Consider the following 20476-nt stretch of genomic DNA (forward strand, 5'->3'; position numbering starts at 1 on the left):
TACAGGGATTTTATTTCAAAGAATCCCCCTGCGCCTGCAAGCGATAAAAATACTATAATGGTTAAAAATGTCGGTACAAAAATAACTCAGGCAGTTACGCAATTTTTAAAAAGTGGAGGGCAGTCGCAAAGGATAGAAGGATTTAAGTGGGAATACAATTTGGTTAACGATAAAACTGTAAATGCGTGGTGCATGCCTGGAGGCAAAGTTGTTGTTTATTCCGGCATTTTACCGCTTACACAGGATGAAACAGGGTTAGCCGTGGTATTGGGTCACGAAATTGCACATGCTGTTGCCCGTCATGGCAACGAAAGAATGAGCGAACAGCTTTTAATAATGATGGGAGGGATAGGACTTGCAGTTGCATTGTCGCAGAAGCCGCAGGAAACACAAAATGTTTTTCTTATGTGCTACGGTGTTGGAGGGACGCTGGGTTCACTTGCATATTCAAGAATTCACGAGTATGAAGCGGATAAACTCGGTTTGATATTTATGGCAATGGCGGGTTACAATCCCGAAAAAGCAGTTGACTTTTGGCAAAGAATGGCTGCACAAGGCAAAACAAATATCCCACAGTTTTTAAGCACTCACCCAAGCGATGAAAACAGAATAAAAGAACTTCGTGCGTTTTTGCCAAAAGCCAAGCAATATTACAAGGGATAGAAGAAAGAGTATTGCAACTAATTTAAATGTATCGTTATACCTTTTTATTTATTAACAAATTACCGATACATTCATACATCCTACTTCGTTTTATTTATTTCTAAAATATTTAAAAAAATAAAAAATTTTATTATTTTGAACATATTTTTGTATATTTGCATTATGAAACTTTAAAATAATTACTATGAGTTTAAATAAAATTACAGCTATAATAGTGCTGCTTGTGGTTATTGCAGCTACAATTTCCATAGGATGCTCAAGTAAAAGCAAAATGTGCAAAGGTATGAGTTTTCATAAACGTGATATCAGAAGAGGACTATCTTCTTATTGATTTTTATATATCTTCAGTTAATTTCTGTACTATTCTTAATTTATTAAAAAATTCTTTTGCAACAATTCTTAGTACAGTATAAGAAGGAATAGCAAGTACCATTCCTGGTATGCCGGCAACAGTTCCTGCCATCAATATTACAAGAAAAATTTCCAAAGGATGAGCTTTTACGCTGCTTGAATAAATATAGGGCTGTAAAAATGTCGCATCAATAATGTTTACCGCTAAAAAAACTCCAAGCATCCTGAATATATCGGGTAACATTTGCGAATAAAAATCAACATTCATGTTAACCGATAAACCAAGAAATACGCCTATACATGCACCGATAATCGGACCTATATAAGGTATTACATTCATTATACCTGCAAAAAAACCAATAATCAGTGCATTGTCAATTCCCATTATTGTCATTCCTATTGAAATCAAAATTATTACAGAAACTACATCAAGGCAAAGACCTATAAAATATCGAGTAAGCAATCTTTTTGTTTCAATAAGTATGTGTTTTATTTCCATTTGATATTTCAGGGGAGTAAGAAGCATAACGCCTTTTAAAAAAAGTTTTTTATCTTTAAGAAAGAAAAAGGTGATGAAAGAAATTGCAAAAATTGCTACAAGTAATTTCCCTGTATAATCAATAAACGAATTGAATATTTCGGAGAACTTGGATATATTTATAAAAGAAGATATTTTTGAATAAAGTATTGTATCAATATTTTCATTTTCTGCAATAAGATTGTATTTTAATAAAGTTGCTTCGAGTTTTGTCAATGGTACTTTGAAGCTGTTGTAAAATGTTTGATAATCTACTTTTGATAAAATATCAATTTCATAAGTAAATATCGGAATGAAAATACTGATTACTGCAATAAATAATCCCATCAATACAAGCAAGGTTGTAAATGCTTTTAAACTATGAGGGATTTCATATTTGCCGAATCTTATTTTGCCAATCAACTTCATTATTGGTTGTCCGATTAACGACATTACTGCAGAAGCGAGAACGTATGCAATAATGGAACCGAAGAACCAAATAAAGATTATGGTAATCAGAATTACTGCAAAAATGATGATGAATTTATTTTTTGTATTCATAAGTTAAACAAAAATCAATATTGTTATACGCAAATACTATTTCAAAGTTGTTAAGTTTCTTTCAAATTTATAAATAATGCGGCAATATTCAAAAATCGTAAAAAAAAAGCAATATTTTAATTTATAAAAAAAAATTATAATTTTACAACAGTTAACTTTTAAAAAAACATTGTTATGAAAAATATTTTAGACATTGGAATCATTTCATTGATGTGTTTGTTTCTTTTAGCATCATGCTCCCATGAAAAACTTTTCACACAAAAAAAATATCAGGAACTTAGGAAAGTTCCTGTAAGCAGCATCGAAGCAAAATATCAGAATAATAAAAATCAAAAAGAAAATTATGATAAAGAGAATATAAATACGAAGGATGAAAATATCATGGCGTCTGCAAGCAGCAATAATGCTGGATTATCTCAAATGATACGGAGTGATAAAGTAAAAGAACAAATAAATAAAACAAAAGCAGTTTTTAAAGAATTTATTCCTATTAGAGAAGCAACAGATAATCCAAAAAACATAAAGAAAATTGATGTATTTAAAATGATGCACAATGTTAAAAAGCTAAAAAAACCACTGAATAGTCGAGACAATAAAAATAGTTTTCTCAGATTAATACTTTTTGTTATACTTATTCTTTTGGTAATTGGGTTAGTAGCAAAGTTATTTCCTGATTTAGCATGGTTGTTAGAAGTACTTATTTTAGTTTTGCTTATTGTATTAATTTTATATTTGCTGAAAGCATTATAGCGAAGATGCAATTTGCAATATTAAAATTTTACTGAGTGTTTTTGACATCATTACCTTTAATAAATGAAATACTTTCTGAGCTGTTATTTGCGGTTTCAAAGGTTAGCAACTCAAATATTATCTTTAACCAAATGATGATACAAGGTATGGCTTTTAAAACATAAGGTACAACTATATGTTCTCTTAAATATTTCGGAAAAATATCAGTAGGGGAGAGGATTGTAAAAACAAAAGCCAGACAAATTAAAATCAAATCATAAAATTTTCTTTTTTTATAAAAATACCACAAAGCAACACCTGCAACTGCTATGATAAAAGTTGAAGATTCGGCTTTGTGATTAAAAATCACTATCCATATTAAAATGTTTGCTAAAAATAAAATTCTGAAATTATAATTGTTGAACGATTTGTATTTTAAAAACGAAAGTGATAAAATAATAAATCCGGTAAATATTATGATGTATTTGTTGATGCTTAAATTAAACCATGAATAAAGCCAACCCATAACCGATAAGCCATTCCACGAATTATAATCTGTTTTCAAAACCTGAAACCAACTCTGATATAAATATTTTAATTGCCCGAATGAAGTAAATAATAATGGTAGTGCAAATAATATGAACATCCAGAAAATTGAATATAAGATAAATTTAATTTTTCCGGGGTAAAAAAGGAAGAGTGAAAATGCAATAACACCAAATGGTTTGATATATGCGGATAATGCAATTAATAAAGTTGCGATAATTATATTTTTTCTTTCAAGAAAATTAAAAGCAAGTATTATTAATCCGGCAATTAAAGCATTACTTTGTGTATTCTGAACAGACGTAATATTTTCGAGCAGAATAAACCATAATATCGACACTTTTATTTTATCGCTTATTCTTGGTAAAACTTTTATTGCAAAAAATAAAATCAGAGTATTTAAAAGGTTCCAGAGAACCAATCCAACAGAAACAGGCAAATAAGCAAAAGGCAGCATGTAAACGGCAAATGTAGGACTATATTTAAAATCCCAGAACTGATAATCTGCATTTTTGTAACGCTCGGTAATAATACAGTATAAATTCTGCCCGTTTATTAAATGATGAAATGTTTGTTTAAAAATTAAATAATTGTTGTAATGCGTGTATTCGTGTCCTTCAATTGTTTTTATTCCTAATGATAATAATTGAACACTTGCAATAACTGTAATTGTAATGTAAATTGCAAGCAAAGTATTGCTGTTGGAAATACTTCTGAGGAATTTATTTTCTTTTAAAAAAATCATTTGATGTTATTTTGAAATTGTATTGATAATTGTGGTTACATTTTAGCATATTTTTCATAAAGAATTTTTGGTATAAGATTCATCTTTGCAGCTATTTTAAGAGGAAATCGGAGTTTAACAATATAGTGGTAATATGAGGGGAAATCTTTATACGATTTCCTTGGGGATTTCATAATGTTTTCCCATTCCTCTTGAGAAAAATCAAGTTTTTTTAATACATAATTAATGTCTTCCTGATAAAATTGATATGGTGTTTTAAGTTCTTTTACGGCTCCTTCTTTTTTCATTTGTCCGCTTCTGATTAGTGCGGAATACTCAACTTTACGTTTATCAATATTAAATTTTACAGGCAAATAATAAGATTGAAAAAATCTGGTAAAAATATTTTCATGATGATGCCCCCCATAGTCCTTCCATCCCAATTCATTTTTTATTATTTCTTTTGCTTTTGCTTTGTCATATTCAATGTAGTCGAAAACTCTGACATCTCTGATTTTTTTATACAAAACATAATATGCAAATTGCAGTAATGTCATTATTGGAAAATGTTTCAATTTAATAGTTCCAAATTTCTTATGAACGCTTCTGATATATCTTCCGTCAAAATATGACCAGCTTTTAGGAACTGTACCTTCTGTCCTGAAAGAGTGTCCGTTTAATGAAAAGCAAACACCTTCATTAATTGCTTCACGATATAGAATAGTATATATGGCATAATCGGTTGGAGCATCAGCATCGGAAACAGAAGCTTTTAAAAAAGAACGTTGTAAATCTTTTTTCTCCTCCCAGTCAGCAACAACTGTATGTAAGTCAACTCCCAATTTTTCGGTGGCATTTTTTATATTGCTTACTGCAATATCGGAACTCCATCCATTGTCAAATGTAACAGCCAAAACTCTTAATTTGGCTATTTTTACTGCCCAATACAATAAAAAAGTGCTGTCTGTTCCACCGCTAACTCCAACAATACAATCATAATTTTTATTTCTGCCTTTATTTTTAATTTTATTTACTAATTTATTTATCTTTTCTTCACCCTCTTTTCCTAATTGATGCATTTCAGCAAATTTATCATGTAAATGACAAAAATTGCAAACTCCGTTTTCATCAAATTCAATCTCGCTCATTGTCGTATCGGAAATACATCTTGAACATTTTTTGAAATCAGTATTAAATGTTTTTTGTTTACTTAAACTTTTATTAAATACCTTTAAATACAATTCAATAATATTAAATTCTTTTCGTCTTAATATATATTTATAAAATAGTGCTAATGGAATAATAATAAAAAATGTATCAAAAATTGAAGTAAAAAAAAGTTTTAAAAATCTTTTTGGCTCCTGAATTGTTCGTATTAAATGTGCTAATCCCATTTTTTTCAACCACAAAGGAGTTAGCACTACTTTTCCGGCAAGTCCATCAATCATTCCGCCAAATGGCACTATTATTTTTACGTTGAGTTCATCTTTCCACTTGGTAGTAAATATTTCTTTTTTTGGAGATGATACACCTATAAATAAAATATCTGGTGAAACTTTATTGATGATTTTTACTGTTTCTATTTGTTCTTTTTCGGAAAAACTACCACCATCATAACCATCATAAACAATTGCATTCGGATATTTTTTTCTTAGGTTTTCGGTTGCTGCTTTGTTCTTTTCAGGTGTTGAGCCGATAACCATCATTGAAAATTTATGTTCATTCGCAATGTCCATTATTAATCTTGACGCAAAAGGTATTGAAATATCAAACTTTAAAGGAGCACCTAACATTTTTGCAAACAAATGGAATAACCTTCCGTCGGTTACCATAATATCGTAATTATTGGAATACTTGTATATTTCCGGAAATTTTTTGAATAAAACAAAATACGCGAGTGAATGTCCAAAATAAACTTTCTTTTCATTATGTTTTATATTTGAAATAATTTCATCAATCAGCTCTTCTTTGCTGAAAACCGATATCTTCAAACCATAAAAATTAATTGATTGAATTCCCATATTATAATTTTAATAAATAAGAAAAAATATTAATGGTAAACTAATGTTGAGTTAAATATGTTGTGTTGTATTAATGAAGCTGGAAGTTGGATGTTTGATGCTTACAGTTTTTCTAACTTCCAGCATCAAACTTCTAACTTCTATTCTTTTATTTTCCATTTGCAATCCATTTCCCATTCATCTTTAGAAATTTTATCGAATTTATTATCTTTGAGAGCACCATGTCCTTTCGCTATTAATTCATAATTCGTATTTACTAATTCAGCAAAGCCGTTTTCGGAATTATCCGGAAGGTCACTATAAACATTTCGTTTTTCATTTTTTGTAACTTCGCATGTTATTGTCCCGATTCTTTTTTGTTCAATCATCGGGTTCATTGTTTTAAGCACTTCTAAATCCATGCCCTGAATATCACTAAGGTAGTCATCAATATAGCTAATATTATTTTTAATGCAGAAATTATGTAAATTGATACAAGGTACTTTAATTGATTTTACTATTTCGATTTTTTCGGCTTTATATTGTTCCTGCCATGTTTTATTGAAATTTCCCAAAGAAGAAGATGCTCCATTATTATTACTGCTGATGTTCAAAACAACCTCTCCGTCGTATTGGGCTACTGCAACATTATGTATGTAAATGTTCGGTTGTTTTCCGTATTTCTTAACTAATTTTTCAAATCGTTCGGGGTTTGCTTCAAAGCCGTAACACTTTTCATAACCCCGATACATCAAATCAAAAATTCCATTACTGTCCATGCCTATTATAAATAGAATTCCTCTTTTCTTTCTTAATGTAAATTTAAGCATAAATGTGAAAAATCTCCATGCTCTTGTGGGATTCTTGATGCTTTTAATTAGGTTTTTAATCAACATTTAATTTGCTTTTTAAAATTATTCCAATATTTATTTTCTGATAAAATTTCTAAGTTTTTCAACTATGGGAAAGCTATACTTAATTATGAAAGTAGGCAATAACATCAAAGGGAATATAAAAACCCAATAGTTAAAAGTACAACTAAAATGTTCTTTTAGTATTTTATTAACCTCTTTTAATGGATAAGTATATAAGCCGGCATCCATTTTTCCTTTGGCTTTAAGATAAAAATATCTTTTCACCCATATTTTTTTTACAATAGCTTCTTTAAATTTGCTGATAATTTTTTTTGAATATCCTATTGTAGGCATGTATGATAATATCTTGCAAATGTCAAATACGAAAGCATCAAATATATTATAACCTGTAATTTTATCCATGCGAAAACTTAATAAATAGCCATTGAAGATAACGGCCTTATTCTTATACCTGATAACATCTACCAATAATGCAAAACCAATTAAATTAGATTTATAAAATTCCTTAAAAATAAAATCATCGTTTTGTTTATTATTATAAAAAATAACAGAAGAGGTTAATGTAAGGTCATGATTAAATTTATAAAACACATCAAATATATCAATGTCTTTTATATAAATTGATTTGTTGTTATTTTCCTTGCTATTTAAATATATTAAACCTATTTCAGGAGATGCATTTTTTAGAAAATTAATAATTGTTTCTAAAACATTTATTTGAATAAAATCATCATCTGACAATATCCAAAAAAACTTACCGGTAGCTAATTCCTTACATTTTCTGAAATTACCAAAAAATCCAGTATTTTCTGTTTGATAAAAAGTAATAAAATCAATTTCTTTATACTTATTTCTCCATTCCTGTATGACTTCTTTTGTATTATCAGTAGAACAATTATCCGAAATTATAAGTTCAACATATTCCTTCAACACTGAAATTTGAGGCAAAAGATGAGATAATGCTTTGTCCAATGTTTTCGATCTGTTCCACGTGGGAATTGTTATGCTAAGTAGTTTTTTATTCATTGAAATTAAAATCTATGATTTTTTTTTAATTTAAAATTTATTATCTGTTTTTATGAGTTCATTTTGCCGGTTTTTCTCAAATTCAATTATTTTCTTTAACCCTTCTTTTAAACTAATAATGCTTTTCCATCCATTTTCCTGTAAAGAAGAAAGTTTAGCAGAAGAAAACATTATTTCATTATCTCTGTAAGGTAATTTACCAAAGTTTAAAATAGATTTAGAATCAATAATATTTTTAGCGGTCATTACAAACTCTTTTATCGTAATAACTTTTGACGTACCCACGCTCAATTCATTATAACCGGTATGAAATTTATCAATATTATTTATTGCAAAAATGAATGCTGAAACAACATCATCTACAAAAATAAAATCTCTTTTTTGTTCACCAAAAGTTAAATTTATTTCTTTTTCGTTATTCATTAATTTTTTAATAATCATCGGAACAAACTTATCAGCATTATCATCGGGTCCATATATGTGTTCAAGTTTCATATTAAGAATACGAATTTCATTATACGATGATAATTTCAACCAATCACAAATATGTTTTTTGCTTTTTATGTATTCTCTCAGGAATGTGTAATCTTCATTACCTACTTTATTATAAAATGTATCAGTATTAATATAATATTTGACTTCATATTTTTTACATAGTTCAAGAAGTTTAATAGGCATTAAAATATTTGTTTCAATAACTTCTGAATTTAAACCACTTTTTCCATAGTTTGTTGCACAATGCAAAATAGAATGGATGTTATTTGTTCTGAAAATTTCTTCTAAATCATTATCATCTGAAAAAAAGATTTTAATATCATTTGTAAAATGAGATAACTTGCTTGTGAAGTTTCTGTTTTTTTCAAGTACAACAACATCAAATTTATTTTTTAACAATGCGTTAATTATATTCACTCCTAAAAAACCATTGCCTCCTGTAATTAAAATTTTTAATTTTTCCATTTAAAGTATTTTTTATAAGTTAATATTCAAAATATCATTTTATAACAGAAATAAATTATTTTGTCGTAGAAAAATAATTAATAGCTTCAGATATTCCTCCAATCATTTTATCAACACTTGCATTTGTAGCAACCATTTCTAAAACATTCTTTCTGAATTCGGCTTGCAATGTTTCATTCAGTAAATATTTAATAATTGATTCAGCAATTTCCATGTCTGAATATTTGCCGAAATTGTATCCGGTTTTACCATGAATCAAGTATATGATTTCAGGAGGATGGCACTTTTCATCAAAGGTTACTATGGGACATTCAAAACTGAATGAATGTATAATTGATAAGCCAACCCACTTGGGTATAATCATAAGGTCAGAACAATAAATTATGCTACCTGTAATTTCATCATCATAAATGCTTCCATAGAAAATTACGTTTTCGATATTCTGATTTTTTACAATTGACTTTAATTCGTTTTCTAATGAGCCAGAGCCAATTATATGCAAAGAAATATCGCTGTTTTTTTGTCTGAGAAGTTGATAAATTCTTAATAAAGCTTTGGGATTTTTTTCAGCTTCAAGACGAGCTGAAAAAATAAGATTATATTTTGACTTAAAATTAAGTTTCTCTTTTAGTATTTCTCTTCCTGTTTTATGAAACTGTTCCCTTAGTTTTGTATAAGTTTCAGTATCTAATGTATTATTTGCTACAAAAATTTTAGATGGGTCTTTGTATTTAGAAAGAATTATTTTAGCATCCTCTGAATATAAAATCACTCCATCGGCTTTTTTTAACATAAAATGACGTAGCTTGTCATAAAATGTTTTGTTTGGACTATAATTTTTTTTTCTGTTCCAACCGTGATACCAGCCAATAAGTTTGAATTTTAAAAAAGGACGAAGCAAATAGAATAGAAAAACATCAATGTTTCCTGGGCTATATTGAGTAATTATAATTTTAGGTTTATATTTGAATAGTAATTGAAAGAGACAAGTTAAATAATAGTTTTGTTTTCCGAAAAGAAAAATATTTTTAGTTTTTAGGTAATTCTTATTTGTTGGTTTTTTCCCATTTTTTAATGAACTGTTTTTTTTGGAATTTCCATATATCACATAACAATTCTCGTATTTATCAAGAATTTTGTTAAGTATAGGAATTCTATACTCTGGTATTATTTGTTGGTGAATAAAAATATTTTTTCTATTCATTTTTTTATAATTTCAATCTAACAAAATAATGATACAAATTTCTCAATAAATCACAAATAAAATATGATACAAAATAAAATGGATTTTTTGATGAATTCCATGCATAGAAAAATAAATATTTTAAATTAGAATTTGACCTGACATTAAAAAATTTCTTTTTGAAATCAGATAAACTATATGTTTTTTTTCTATTTATATCATTAGTTGCGGATGTATGACTTAAAACAATTGCAGAATAAGAAACCAATAATTTATATCCTTTGTTTTTTGCACGAGCCGGAAGTTCTGTGTCTCCGCATTGTTTAAAATGTTTGTCGTCATATAAACCAATTTCGTCAAATACAATTTTAGGAATTAGTACGCCTCTGCCGGTTAATGTTGAAACATTAAACGTGGTATTTTTAGGGAATGACGATAATTTTTTTCCTTTATTTAAACTTATTCCTTTTGCTGTTAGAGCATTATTTAAACTGCCACCATAAATAATTACGTCAGGTTGTTCAATGTCAACAGCAACGGATCCAATTAATGTTTTGGGATTTTGTAATATGGCTTCAACTAAAGTTTGCAGGTAATTTTCATATACCTCAAGGTCATCATTAATTATTAAAAAATAATCAATATTTTGAAAATTATCAAGGCAATATTTAATTCCTTTATTTATAGCTCCTGTCCACCAAAGATTTCCATCGCCTTTTAGTAAAATTACTTCAGGAAAGTTTGTATTAATCATTAAATCAGTTCCATCGTTTGAACCGTCGTCTACGACAATAATCTTATAATTTTTAAAAGTTTGTTTTTGAAAAGATAAAAGAAATTTATTAAGATAATTTTTTCTATTATAAACAGGAACTACAACGCAAACAAAAGTGTTCATTTATTTAATTTTACTTGTTCTTCAATCCATTTATATGTTTTTTCAAGACCTTCTTTTAATGGTCGTTCGGGTTTCCATCCTAATTTTTCTTTTATCAGATTATTGTCAGAATTTCTGCCTCTTACGCCAAGTGGTCCCGAAATATTTTTAATTTTAATTTTTTTACCTGCAATTTTCATAACTATTTCAGCAAGCTGATTTATTCTAACCATTTCTTCCGAACCAATATTAACAGGTCCTCTGAATGTTGTTGAATCCATTAATCTTCTGATTCCTTCCAAGCACTCATCAATATATAGAAACGACCTTGTCTGTAATCCATCACCCCAAACTTCAATTTCACCATTATCATTTGCTTCAGCAATTTTTCTACACATAGCAGCAGGAGCTTTTTCTTTGCCGCCTTTCCATGTGCCTTCTGGTCCAAAAATATTATGAAATCTTGCAACTCTTACTTCTAATTTATAATTTCTGTGAAATGAAAAGTATAATCTTTCGCTAAACAATTTTTCCCAACCATATTCGCTATCTGGAGCAGCAGGATATGCCGAATCTTCTGAGCATTTTGGATTATCAGGGTCAAGTTGATTATATTCTGGATATATGCACGCAGAAGAAGAATAAAATATTTTTTTTATTCCTGCCTTTTGTCCATAGTGCAATATATTTAAATTAATAGTTGCGGAATTGTGCATCACATCGGCATCATGTTCACCGGTGAAGATATAGCCGGCTCCACCCATATCGGCAGCAAGTTGATAAACTTCGTCAAATTCATTATCTAATATTTCTTTGCAAAGAATAGGATTTCTCAAATCACCTATAACAAAATCATCTGCATGTGATTTGCTGAAATCAGGATATTTTAAGTCAACACCACGAACCCAAAATCCTTCTTTTTTTAATTTTTTCACAATATGGCTTCCAATAAAGCCACCGGCGCCGCAAACTAATACTTTTTTCATAGGTATAAGATTTAATAATTTTATTTTTCAAAAATAATATTTTTTATTATTAAGAAATGGTATTTACTTTTAAAAATTATTTTAATTTTTCTAATGCAACTTGTTTATAAAATAAATTGTTTTTTAAAAAAAAGAAATAAATAGGCAAAGCTATAAAGTAATTTCTCATATAATAAGTTTCAGAATAACCAATTAATATAATACAAAATATTGCGACTAAAGAAAACTTTACATCAAAATTATTAATAATGCAATATGCTTTTAACCCCCTGTAAATAAAATAGAAATAAAAGAAAAAAATAAATATTCCATAGTCCTTTAAAAAAAGTGACAATCCATTGTTGCGGTGCATAGTTTCTAAATCATTTAAATCATCAAATTCTGCAGCTTCGTTTCTTCCAATACCAAAAATTGGATTTTTAAGAAATGTTTGAAAATCAAGTTGAGCACTTAAAGACCGTGAAGCTACTCTTCCACTTTCGGCTTCAGTGTTAATATCGTTTTCAATCTTATTTTTCATGAAGTTTAAGTTAAAAAATAAATATAGAGAAACAGATAAAGCAATTGGTAATAATAAAATATATTTTTTCTTTTCATATAATAGTTTACCTAAAATTAATATTAATAGAGCTATGTATGCAGTTACTGAAAATGTTGATATTAATGAAATAATAAAGATGATATTCTTTTTATTTAAAAATTTTGCTTCTGTTATTGTATTAAAAATTATAGCTAAAACTAAAAAACCGCCAAATGCCCCCCCTTCCCAAAAGGGACCACAATTTCTGTTTAAAAATCCAATAAAATAATCTACTTCATCGAAAGAGCCAAAATTATATATAATAATGTTCGGACCAATTGAATATAAATAATTTGTTTCGTAATGAAAAAGGGGTGGAATGCAGAGATTATTAATGCAATATTCAGGCAATCCCGGAATAAAACACAATGTCCATATTATTAAGCTTATTATTGAGAAAAAAAACAGAATATTGACATAGTAAGAGAAGAATTTTTCTTTTAATATTTTAATTACAAAATATGCAAAGCCAATTCTAATATATAAACCAATATAAGTTTGTAATGTAAATAATTTTGTAAAAATAAATTGCCCTAAATGAACAAAAGTTATGATTAATAATAGCGTGAAAAAATATTTATCGAATTTTTCTTTTTTTATGATAAAAATTATTAAAGAAAGCAAAAAACCTAATACTATAAATTGTTTGAATTTTGTATAATATACCATCCCCGTAACTGCAATTAATAAATACAAGATAAAATAATTTATAACTTTATTTGTTTTCATTATGTTAAATCCTTAATAATTAAAAACTTTGATGCTTTATATTTTATGAAATTCTTATTTTAATAAATCAAAAATAATTTTATTTACTTTGTTATTTGATTTTTCTTGTGAAAATAAAATGCTTCTTTTATTTCCTAATTTAGTTAAATTGTTTCTAAGCTCAATGTTACTATAAATAATTTTAATTTTCTCAGCTATATCAACATAATCATTAGGGTCAAATAATAAAGCAGCATTACCAACTTGTTCGGGAATTGCATAAATATTTGAAGTCAATACAGGGCATCCTAATGCAAATGCTTCAAGAGGAGGAATATTTGTGGGTCCGAAAAAAGTAGGCATAATCAATGCAATAGCTCTTTTATACAATTGCACTAATTCTTCATTATTAACGTATCCTAAAATATAAATTTGGCTATTCAGCTTGTAATTTGATATCAAGCTTAGTGCTTCTTTATAAACATACTCAAATTCTTTAATCATACTTCCTACCAAAACAACATTTATTATTAAGTTTTGTTTTTTTAACAAAAATATTGCTTTTATAAGGTTTCTGTGGTTTTTATGTTCCCAGAATTGAGCAGGGTAAAAAATAAATTTATCAGGTAAATTATATGACTTTAATAATTCATCATTATTTTCTTTATTGGCGGAAACATATGAAGGGGCATTATAAGGCACAACATAAATTTTACTATAATTCACTTTATAATTTTCCAAAACATGTTTTTTCCCTAATTCAGAATCAACAAAAATCGCTTTGGAATATTTACACACATTTTTATAATATTTTTCTCTGGAATTATAAGTTTTTTTACTTCCAACTTCTTTGAACCGTTTCTCATAAATGTGCATTAAATCATGGATAGGGGCAATTGTTTTTTTTGTGGTTAAATATGAAAGAGAATCGTTTCCTGGGAAAAGAATTAATTCAATGTTTTTTTTGAAAAAACATATTTGTTTTGAGTCAATCAGTTTTCCAACTTTTCTCCATATTGATATTCCGAGAGGGCAGAAAAGTATAATTTTTCTAATTATTTTTATTATCAGGTAAAATTTTGATATTTTAATATGGAATTTATTTATATTATTAGGAATATATTTTTTCCAATTTTCATCAAGATAAAATGCAGTTACATTAAAATTTTTATTCGGAAATGCAAGTGCTTCAAGGATAGACATTGAGTATTGAAATTTTCCTCCATCCTTAGGTTCCGATGATAAATAAATTCCAATATTTTTCTGAGGTGTCATTAATTTTTAATAATGTCTTTAATTACACCACAAATGTAAGCAATATCTTCTTCATTTAAATGTGAGGATGAAGGTAAATAAAAACCGTTTTGCGTAAGATAGTCCGAAACTGGATAATCATTATCACGAATACATCCGTATTCTTTTAAGGAAATTTGTTTATTCATACCTGTAAAAAACAATCTTGTATCAACACCTTTTTCTTTTAATTTAAAAACTAATGTATCTCTGTCGATTTTTGTTTTTTCTTTATTTAAAACAACTGAGTTCATCCAGTAAACATTTTTTGCATAGCTTTCTTCCGGCTGAAATATTAATTCAGGAGTATCAGATAAATTCTTTTTATATAATTCATTATTTGTCCTTCTTTTTTCGATATAATAATCAATTTTTTCAACTTGTGCTAAACCAATAGCAGCAATAATGTTTGACATTCGGTAATTAAATCCGATGTGGTTATGTTGATAGTTTCTTTTGCCATCTAAAGGAAAACATAGATTTTTATAATATCTGCATTTCTCGGCTAAGTCATCATTATTTGTTAGAACCATTCCACCTTCACCTGTAGTTATTATTTTATTTGCAAAAAAACTAAAACAAGAAATATCACTTAATGCTCCGCATTTTATGTTGTTATATGTTGCGCCATGAGATTCAGCCGCATCTTCAATGATTTTTAAATTATATTTTTTTGCTATTTCAATAATTGGGTTCATATTGCAAGGATGTCCCCAAATATGAACAGGCATAATAGCTTTTGTGTTTTTTGTTATTTTTTCTTTTATCAGGTTAGTATCAATATTCCACGTTATTGGTTCGGCATCAACAAACACAGGTTTTGCTCCCGTATAACACACTGCAAAAGCACTTGCAATCATTGTAAAATTGGGTATTATGACTTCGTCATCATTTTTTATTCCTAAAGCCACTAAAGCTAAATGCAGAGCAGTTGTTCCGTTAGTAACAGCTATTGCATGTTTTACTCCAATATATTCGGCAAATTTTTCTTCAAAAGCAGGAATATATTTACCTGCGGATGAAATCCAACCGGTTTGAAGAGCATCTAAAACATATTTTTCTTCATTTCCGTTTAAAAATGGTTCGCAAACAGGGATAAATTTATTACTCATTTTCAATTCCTTTAAATCTTATTTTATCATTTTCGCCGGCATAAGGTCCTTGTTTTACTTCAATCATTTCAGTTTGTTCAAGCATCGTAAAACCATGTCCTCCTGAAACTAATAAAATTACATCTCCGGTTTTTATTTCATAACTGCAAATATATTTCTCGTTATTAGAATAAAAATCAACCTTTACTTTACCTTTTCTTACAAAAATAGTTTCAAGAGTATAATGCACTTCTCTGCTTACTTTATTATGTTTATGTGGTTGTATTTTGTGATTAGCAGGATGATTCATATATGCAAGTTGCTGAGAATAATCATTAGGCGTGAAAAAATCAATACCTTCTTTTTTGAATTCAAAAGGTATAATTATTGCCAGAAGTTCTTCTTCGTTTTTTATTTCTATTGTTTGCATGATTTTTTTGTTAATAATTTTATTTCTGTTTAGCAACAATTGTAACATTCCAATCATTAATGTTAGGTTTTTTGTTTAACTCCATAAAAGGACATATATCTATTATTTTAAGCCCATTGATATTAAAAAAATAACCTAATTCATTAATAAAAAAATATCTCATTTTATGAGATTCTGAAGATTGTTCAATAGAATTCTCGGAATTAAATTTAATCATTTTGTAATTAACAGTTACAGTATTTTCCAATACATTAAGTTCGGGCTGCACTAAGCGAATAATTTTTTTATTATTAAGTTCAAATTCCTGAATTCTGGTTTCGGGTAAATTATGCAAAACAGCCGGACCAAACCAAAAGTCAAAAATAAACAATCCATTTTGATTTAGATGCGTTTTAACTGTTTCAATTGCAGATAAAATATCTTCGGTTTTATTTAAATATCCCATTACGGCAAACATGGCAATAACCAAGTCGTACTTATTATTATCGCGGTAATCTATTGCATTACCAATCTCTACTTTACTGTATTGCTGTAAATTCTCTTTTTGGATTTTGTTTTTTGCATAATCTATCATGTTTTCTGATAAATCAAATCCTTTAACAAAAATTTTCTTTTGCGCTAATGGAACTATATGTCCGCCTGTTCCACATCCAATGTCAAGAACGTTTTTCGGGTTTAAAAGCCCATTTTTATTTGCAAGTTTTAAAATGAAATCTATTTCAGCATTATAGTTTTTTTCTGAATAATATGCATCATAGAACTCAGCGTAATTGTTAAAAATATTCATGTTTATTTATTTTAAATTCTTTATTTTTTTAAACCAATTATAATTTTAAGTTCATTTATTATTTTATTATAAACAGTAAACTCAAATAATCTTATTGAAAAAGAATATACCAAAATACCTGCTAATATAAGTATGGCACTCAGGAAGTAATCATTAATAATATTAGTCCGTTTTGCCACAAATATAATAATTAATAAAAATGAACCCATAATTAAAGTAGATAATATGGTGTGAAATGAAATTCTATAATAATCCTTAAATTTTATTTTAAATAATTTAGATGTTAGAATAATTTGAATATATGTATAAATAAAATCATTTAATATTCTGATAAAACAAAAGGTAATAATACCATATTTAATTGCTATCGGGTATGTAATTAATGCAAATAATATGTTTATAAAAAAATATTTAGGATAAATATCAGGACGATTAATAATTTTAAATAAATCCCTTTGAACACCCATATTTCTTGATACGCCTTCTCCAATTACAAGAATTGCAAAAATTTCGGATATTCCATTCCATTTTTCTTTAAAAATTAAAGGGAAAAGAATATATGAAACTATTGAAAGTCCAATTGTTACTGGTAAATTAATTAATATTATTCTATGTAATATTTCACAAATGGTTTCTTTTAACTTTTCAATTGAGTTTTGAATCTTGCTAACCGCAGGATAAACAATATTAGCTAATGGTCCATTTATTATTCCGTAAACAATCCATATCCAATTTCTTGCTAATGAATATATACCTGTTATTGAAAGATTACCGAAATAACCTAAAAGTAAAATATCAATGTTTAGATAAATGCTTTCTTGTGCCTTTTCAATAATCACCCACTTTCCGAAATGAAACATTTCTTTAAGTTTATTTTTGTTATACTGAAATTTAGGTATCCATTTTGAAGAAATAATATAGTGAATATTTATAACCAAACTTTTTGCCAAGCTACCTATTACAAGAGCCCAAACGCCTTTTCCATAATAAGCAAGTGGGAGAATAATTATTATTGAGATTAAAATAGGATAAAAATTAATAAAAAAGATTTGCCTGAATTTCATTTTTTTTCTTAACAATGATAAATGAACATTTCCTATTGAGTCAAGAATTATTGTAAAGCTTAAAATAGGAAATATTTTCAGCAATATTTCTTCTTTATAAATATAAAATATTAAAGGAGTAGAAACCAGAAATATTAAATAAATTATTATGCTGAGAAAAACATTTGTAAAAAAAGCAGTATTAAGTTTTTCGTCATCAATTTCCTGGTCTTTTATAATATATTCAGTAATTCCAAGACCTTGAATTATCGTAAAAAAACCAATGAATACACCGCATATAGCTACTATTCCAAAATCTTTAGGAGATAAGTATATGGTTAAAAGAATTGTAATTAAAGGAGCGAATAACTTAGGTAAAAGAATACCCAAGCTAACCCATTTTACTGATTTTAAAGATGTGGTTTTTATACTTGATTCATTCATTGTTTTATTTTGTCAATGGATTTAACAACTTCTGCCCATTTACTAATAATATGATTTTTATCAATTTTGGGATTTGTTTTTCCTTTTTTTATATTATCAAGTTTGTTAATATTATCAATTAATGAAATATTATCACCTAATTCTAAAAATTTATTAAACCGATTAATCATGGATTTTGAAAAAGAGAATAAAGAAGTTAAATCATATCCTTTAATTCCAAACCATGATGCTGTGATTAATGCAGTTGAGCCATGAGCAAAAACAGATGAAATATTTTCACTATGTTTAATAAACAATTCTTCTGCAGGAACCTTACTGTCAATTATTTTAATATCATTTCCAATTAGTTCGGTATAATTAGTGATTTTTGAATTGGGGTGGTCTTTAATGTAAATGTTGTTATTATTTATTTTCAATTTATTTATAATTTTATTTAAAATATTCCAATAATCACGTAATCTTGATACAACAGAACTTTCAATAAAAATAATTATTGCGTCATTACCCTCAATAATGTTATTAAAGTTATTTGAATTTAATAAAACAGAAGGCGAAGGTATTTCTTTATAAATGGCTTTTGCTTTTGTCCTGTAATTGGAATTATTAATACATATTTGAATATCCGGTTTAGCGAGAAAATAATTTATGCCATCATATTGTGAATCTTTTGTTTTATATTCATAAAATAATTTTCGTGTAAATAAAAGCGAATAAAATGACTTTAAAATTGTGCCTTTTAAAACAATAGTTCTGCTTTTAGGGTTTAATTCATCTCTTTCAAATGCTGTAACTATGGCCGTTTTCGTGTTTCTGTTTTCTTTAATTTTTTTGTAAACAATTAAATCAGCAAAATCATAAATGTCGAACATAAATAAAATACTGTTGTTATTGAACTCAATATTTTTTAAAGATTTAATAAGCTTATTTGCTTTTCTTAATTCATAAAAAATATTTTTTGAAAAACTGCAAAAAGGCAGTTGTATTACATCGTCAAAATATTGAGAATATTTCGAAAATTTATTAATTATACGGGGATGTGAAGTAACTAATAATGTATTAAATGATTTAGGATTTGTGAGTTTTATAATTTGACTGATACCGGCATTGATTAGTAAATCGTTTTCAATGCAACAATAAAAATAGTAATGCTTTTTTTCTTCAATATTCATTTAATAATTAATATTATTTGTTACCCAATCTTAACACTAAATTATAAAACGAATCCATCGTCGACAATAATATTTTGTCCGTTAATATATTTTGACATATCAGAAAGCAAAAATAATAATGTGCCGGAAATATCTGATTTATCAAGCATTCCTTTATTTAAAGAAAATTCATTGTACTGCTTTATAAAAGAAGGGTTTTGGTTATTAAGTATTCCTCCCGGACTGATACAATTAAATTTAATGTTTGTTCCTTTATAATATTTGGCAAAGTATTTTGTTAAATGAATAATTGCTGACTTGATTGCTGCATATTCAACAGGCATAGTCATTTCCGAATCATTGTAAATTTCAAAACGTGGTGCAGAAACTCCATATATTGATGAGATGTTTATAATATTTCCATATCTTTGTTTCTTAAAATACTCTGAGAATTGTTGCATCATAAGAAAGTATCCTCCTAAATGCAAATTCACATTTTCGCAAAAATCTGCATATTCAACATCTGTAAGTTTTCTGCCATAATTTTTATTTCTGGGATATGCGTTGTTAACCAAAGCATCAATCTTCCCAAAATCTTTACTGAGTTTTTTTATTAGATTATTTATTTCTTCTTTTAATGTAATATCTAATTTATAAAAACAAACATTCTCTGATTTTGTTTCCGCTTTGATTTCCCGCATTGCTTTATTTCCTGAAATTTCATCAAAATCAGCGATAACAGCGATACCATTATTTTTGATTATTATTTTGCAGAATTCTTTGCCAAGTAATCCTGCACCGCCGGCAACTACAACTATTTTATTTTCTATCATATTAATTAGTGTTTGTTCATGTATTCGAGAGTTTGGTTCAGAATGTTCGAGTTCGATGCTTTTGAAGTTTTACAAATCAGGAGTTTACTATAGTAATTGACTGATTTGTAAAACAAGAGTA

The 20476-nt window shown here is 27.5% G+C and carries 20 protein-coding genes; 3 read left to right on the top strand and 17 right to left on the bottom strand.

The genetic code is table 11. The features are described from left to right. The coding region (locus WC223_09910) for a M48 family metallopeptidase (protein MFA6924553.1) at positions 1-663 on the top strand (663 nt) is incomplete at its 5' end. A 184-nt stretch (positions 664-847) separates the two neighbouring features. Continuing rightward, the gene (locus tag WC223_09915) at positions 848-994 is read left to right on the top strand and encodes a hypothetical protein (GenBank protein ID MFA6924554.1); all 147 of its coding nucleotides are present in this window, start codon (positions 848-850) and stop codon (positions 992-994) included. 3 nt (positions 995-997) lie between these two features. On the opposite strand, the gene WC223_09920 is transcribed toward WC223_09915, so the two are convergent. Then, complete coding sequence (locus WC223_09920) at positions 998-2092, bottom strand: AI-2E family transporter (protein ID MFA6924555.1); 1095 nt, start codon at positions 2090-2092, stop codon at positions 998-1000. A 174-nt stretch (positions 2093-2266) separates the two neighbouring features. On the opposite strand from WC223_09920, the gene WC223_09925 reads away from it, so the two are divergent. After that, a complete protein-coding gene (locus tag WC223_09925; protein ID MFA6924556.1) occupies positions 2267-2842 on the top strand; it encodes a hypothetical protein in 576 nt (191 codons plus the stop codon). Between the two features lie 28 nt (positions 2843-2870). On the opposite strand, the gene WC223_09930 is transcribed toward WC223_09925, so the two are convergent. From WC223_09930 to WC223_10005, 16 genes are all read right to left on the bottom strand, one after another. Beyond that, positions 2871-4112: a glycosyltransferase family 87 protein gene (locus tag WC223_09930; protein ID MFA6924557.1), complete on the bottom strand. Its 1242-nt coding sequence runs from the start codon at positions 4110-4112 to the stop codon at positions 2871-2873. Positions 4113-4147: 35 nt separating this feature from the next. After that, positions 4148-6112, bottom strand: a complete 1965-nt coding sequence (locus tag WC223_09935) for an N-acetyl sugar amidotransferase (GenBank protein MFA6924558.1) — start codon at positions 6110-6112, stop codon at positions 4148-4150. A 140-nt stretch (positions 6113-6252) separates the two neighbouring features. Further along, the gene (locus WC223_09940) at positions 6253-6987 is read right to left on the bottom strand and encodes an FkbM family methyltransferase (protein ID MFA6924559.1); all 735 of its coding nucleotides are present in this window, start codon (positions 6985-6987) and stop codon (positions 6253-6255) included. Between the two features lie 30 nt (positions 6988-7017). Further along, a complete protein-coding gene (locus WC223_09945) occupies positions 7018-7992 on the bottom strand; it encodes a glycosyltransferase family 2 protein (GenBank protein MFA6924560.1) in 975 nt (324 codons plus the stop codon). A gap of 30 nt (positions 7993-8022) precedes the next feature. Then, a complete protein-coding gene (locus WC223_09950) occupies positions 8023-8952 on the bottom strand; it encodes an NAD(P)-dependent oxidoreductase (GenBank protein MFA6924561.1) in 930 nt (309 codons plus the stop codon). 55 nt (positions 8953-9007) lie between these two features. Then, the gene (locus WC223_09955) at positions 9008-10156 is read right to left on the bottom strand and encodes a glycosyltransferase family 4 protein (GenBank protein ID MFA6924562.1); all 1149 of its coding nucleotides are present in this window, start codon (positions 10154-10156) and stop codon (positions 9008-9010) included. A 4-nt stretch (positions 10157-10160) separates the two neighbouring features. After that, positions 10161-11033, bottom strand: coding sequence for a glycosyltransferase family 2 protein (locus tag WC223_09960; GenBank protein MFA6924563.1), 873 nt, complete (start codon positions 11031-11033; stop codon positions 10161-10163). Next, a complete protein-coding gene (locus tag WC223_09965) occupies positions 11030-11998 on the bottom strand; it encodes an NAD-dependent epimerase/dehydratase family protein (GenBank protein ID MFA6924564.1) in 969 nt (322 codons plus the stop codon). Before WC223_09965 ends, WC223_09960 begins: the two co-directional genes overlap by 4 nt. Before the next feature lie 76 nt (positions 11999-12074). Further along, positions 12075-13307, bottom strand: coding sequence for a hypothetical protein (locus tag WC223_09970; GenBank protein ID MFA6924565.1), 1233 nt, complete (start codon positions 13305-13307; stop codon positions 12075-12077). Positions 13308-13361: 54 nt separating this feature from the next. Further along, positions 13362-14561, bottom strand: a complete 1200-nt coding sequence (locus tag WC223_09975) for a glycosyltransferase family 1 protein (GenBank protein MFA6924566.1) — start codon at positions 14559-14561, stop codon at positions 13362-13364. After that, positions 14561-15691, bottom strand: coding sequence for a DegT/DnrJ/EryC1/StrS family aminotransferase (locus WC223_09980; GenBank protein ID MFA6924567.1), 1131 nt, complete (start codon positions 15689-15691; stop codon positions 14561-14563). Before WC223_09980 ends, WC223_09975 begins: the two co-directional genes overlap by 1 nt. After that, positions 15684-16100 (bottom strand): hypothetical protein, encoded by a 417-nt coding sequence (locus WC223_09985; GenBank protein MFA6924568.1) that lies wholly within the window; start codon positions 16098-16100, stop codon positions 15684-15686. The genes WC223_09980 and WC223_09985 overlap by 8 nt, the downstream gene beginning before the upstream one ends. 19 nt (positions 16101-16119) lie before the next feature. Continuing rightward, positions 16120-16887, bottom strand: a complete 768-nt coding sequence (locus WC223_09990) for a class I SAM-dependent methyltransferase (GenBank protein MFA6924569.1) — start codon at positions 16885-16887, stop codon at positions 16120-16122. Between the two features lie 20 nt (positions 16888-16907). After that, positions 16908-18374: a lipopolysaccharide biosynthesis protein gene (locus WC223_09995; protein ID MFA6924570.1), complete on the bottom strand. Its 1467-nt coding sequence runs from the start codon at positions 18372-18374 to the stop codon at positions 16908-16910. Next, positions 18371-19543 (bottom strand): hypothetical protein, encoded by a 1173-nt coding sequence (locus WC223_10000; protein ID MFA6924571.1) that lies wholly within the window; start codon positions 19541-19543, stop codon positions 18371-18373. Before WC223_10000 ends, WC223_09995 begins: the two co-directional genes overlap by 4 nt. A 41-nt stretch (positions 19544-19584) precedes the next feature. After that, complete coding sequence (locus tag WC223_10005; protein MFA6924572.1) at positions 19585-20355, bottom strand: oxidoreductase; 771 nt, start codon at positions 20353-20355, stop codon at positions 19585-19587. Between the last annotated feature and the right edge of the window lie 121 nt (positions 20356-20476).

Source organism: Bacteroidales bacterium, from assembly GCA_041671145.1.
Classification (GTDB): domain Bacteria; phylum Bacteroidota; class Bacteroidia; order Bacteroidales; family JAHJDW01; genus JAQUPB01.

Excerpts from the sequence above, each read along its gene's own strand:
- WC223_09960 (MFA6924563.1), bottom strand. The coding sequence starts at position 11,033 with ATGAACACTTTTGTTTGCGTTGTAGTTCCTGTTTATAATAGAAAAAAT.
- WC223_09980 (MFA6924567.1), bottom strand. The coding sequence starts at position 15,691 with ATGAGTAATAAATTTATCCCTGTTTGCGAACCATTTTTAAACGGAAAT.
- WC223_09950 (MFA6924561.1), bottom strand. The coding sequence starts at position 8,952 with ATGGAAAAATTAAAAATTTTAATTACAGGAGGCAATGGTTTTTTAGGA.
- WC223_09995 (MFA6924570.1), bottom strand. The coding sequence starts at position 18,374 with ATGAATGAATCAAGTATAAAAACCACATCTTTAAAATCAGTAAAATGG.
- WC223_09935 (MFA6924558.1), bottom strand. The coding sequence starts at position 6,112 with ATGGGAATTCAATCAATTAATTTTTATGGTTTGAAGATATCGGTTTTC.
- WC223_09925 (MFA6924556.1), top strand. The coding sequence starts at position 2,267 with ATGAAAAATATTTTAGACATTGGAATCATTTCATTGATGTGTTTGTTT.
- WC223_09955 (MFA6924562.1), bottom strand. The coding sequence starts at position 10,156 with ATGAATAGAAAAAATATTTTTATTCACCAACAAATAATACCAGAGTAT.
- WC223_09945 (MFA6924560.1), bottom strand. The coding sequence starts at position 7,992 with ATGAATAAAAAACTACTTAGCATAACAATTCCCACGTGGAACAGATCG.
- WC223_09990 (MFA6924569.1), bottom strand. The coding sequence starts at position 16,887 with ATGAATATTTTTAACAATTACGCTGAGTTCTATGATGCATATTATTCA.
- WC223_10000 (MFA6924571.1), bottom strand. The coding sequence starts at position 19,543 with ATGAATATTGAAGAAAAAAAGCATTACTATTTTTATTGTTGCATTGAA.
- WC223_09930 (MFA6924557.1), bottom strand. The coding sequence starts at position 4,112 with ATGATTTTTTTAAAAGAAAATAAATTCCTCAGAAGTATTTCCAACAGC.
- WC223_09920 (MFA6924555.1), bottom strand. The coding sequence starts at position 2,092 with ATGAATACAAAAAATAAATTCATCATCATTTTTGCAGTAATTCTGATT.
- WC223_09915 (MFA6924554.1), top strand. The coding sequence starts at position 848 with ATGAGTTTAAATAAAATTACAGCTATAATAGTGCTGCTTGTGGTTATT.
- WC223_09965 (MFA6924564.1), bottom strand. The coding sequence starts at position 11,998 with ATGAAAAAAGTATTAGTTTGCGGCGCCGGTGGCTTTATTGGAAGCCAT.
- WC223_09970 (MFA6924565.1), bottom strand. The coding sequence starts at position 13,307 with ATGAAAACAAATAAAGTTATAAATTATTTTATCTTGTATTTATTAATT.
- WC223_09940 (MFA6924559.1), bottom strand. The coding sequence starts at position 6,987 with ATGTTGATTAAAAACCTAATTAAAAGCATCAAGAATCCCACAAGAGCA.
- WC223_09985 (MFA6924568.1), bottom strand. The coding sequence starts at position 16,100 with ATGCAAACAATAGAAATAAAAAACGAAGAAGAACTTCTGGCAATAATT.
- WC223_09975 (MFA6924566.1), bottom strand. The coding sequence starts at position 14,561 with ATGACACCTCAGAAAAATATTGGAATTTATTTATCATCGGAACCTAAG.
- WC223_10005 (MFA6924572.1), bottom strand. The coding sequence starts at position 20,355 with ATGATAGAAAATAAAATAGTTGTAGTTGCCGGCGGTGCAGGATTACTT.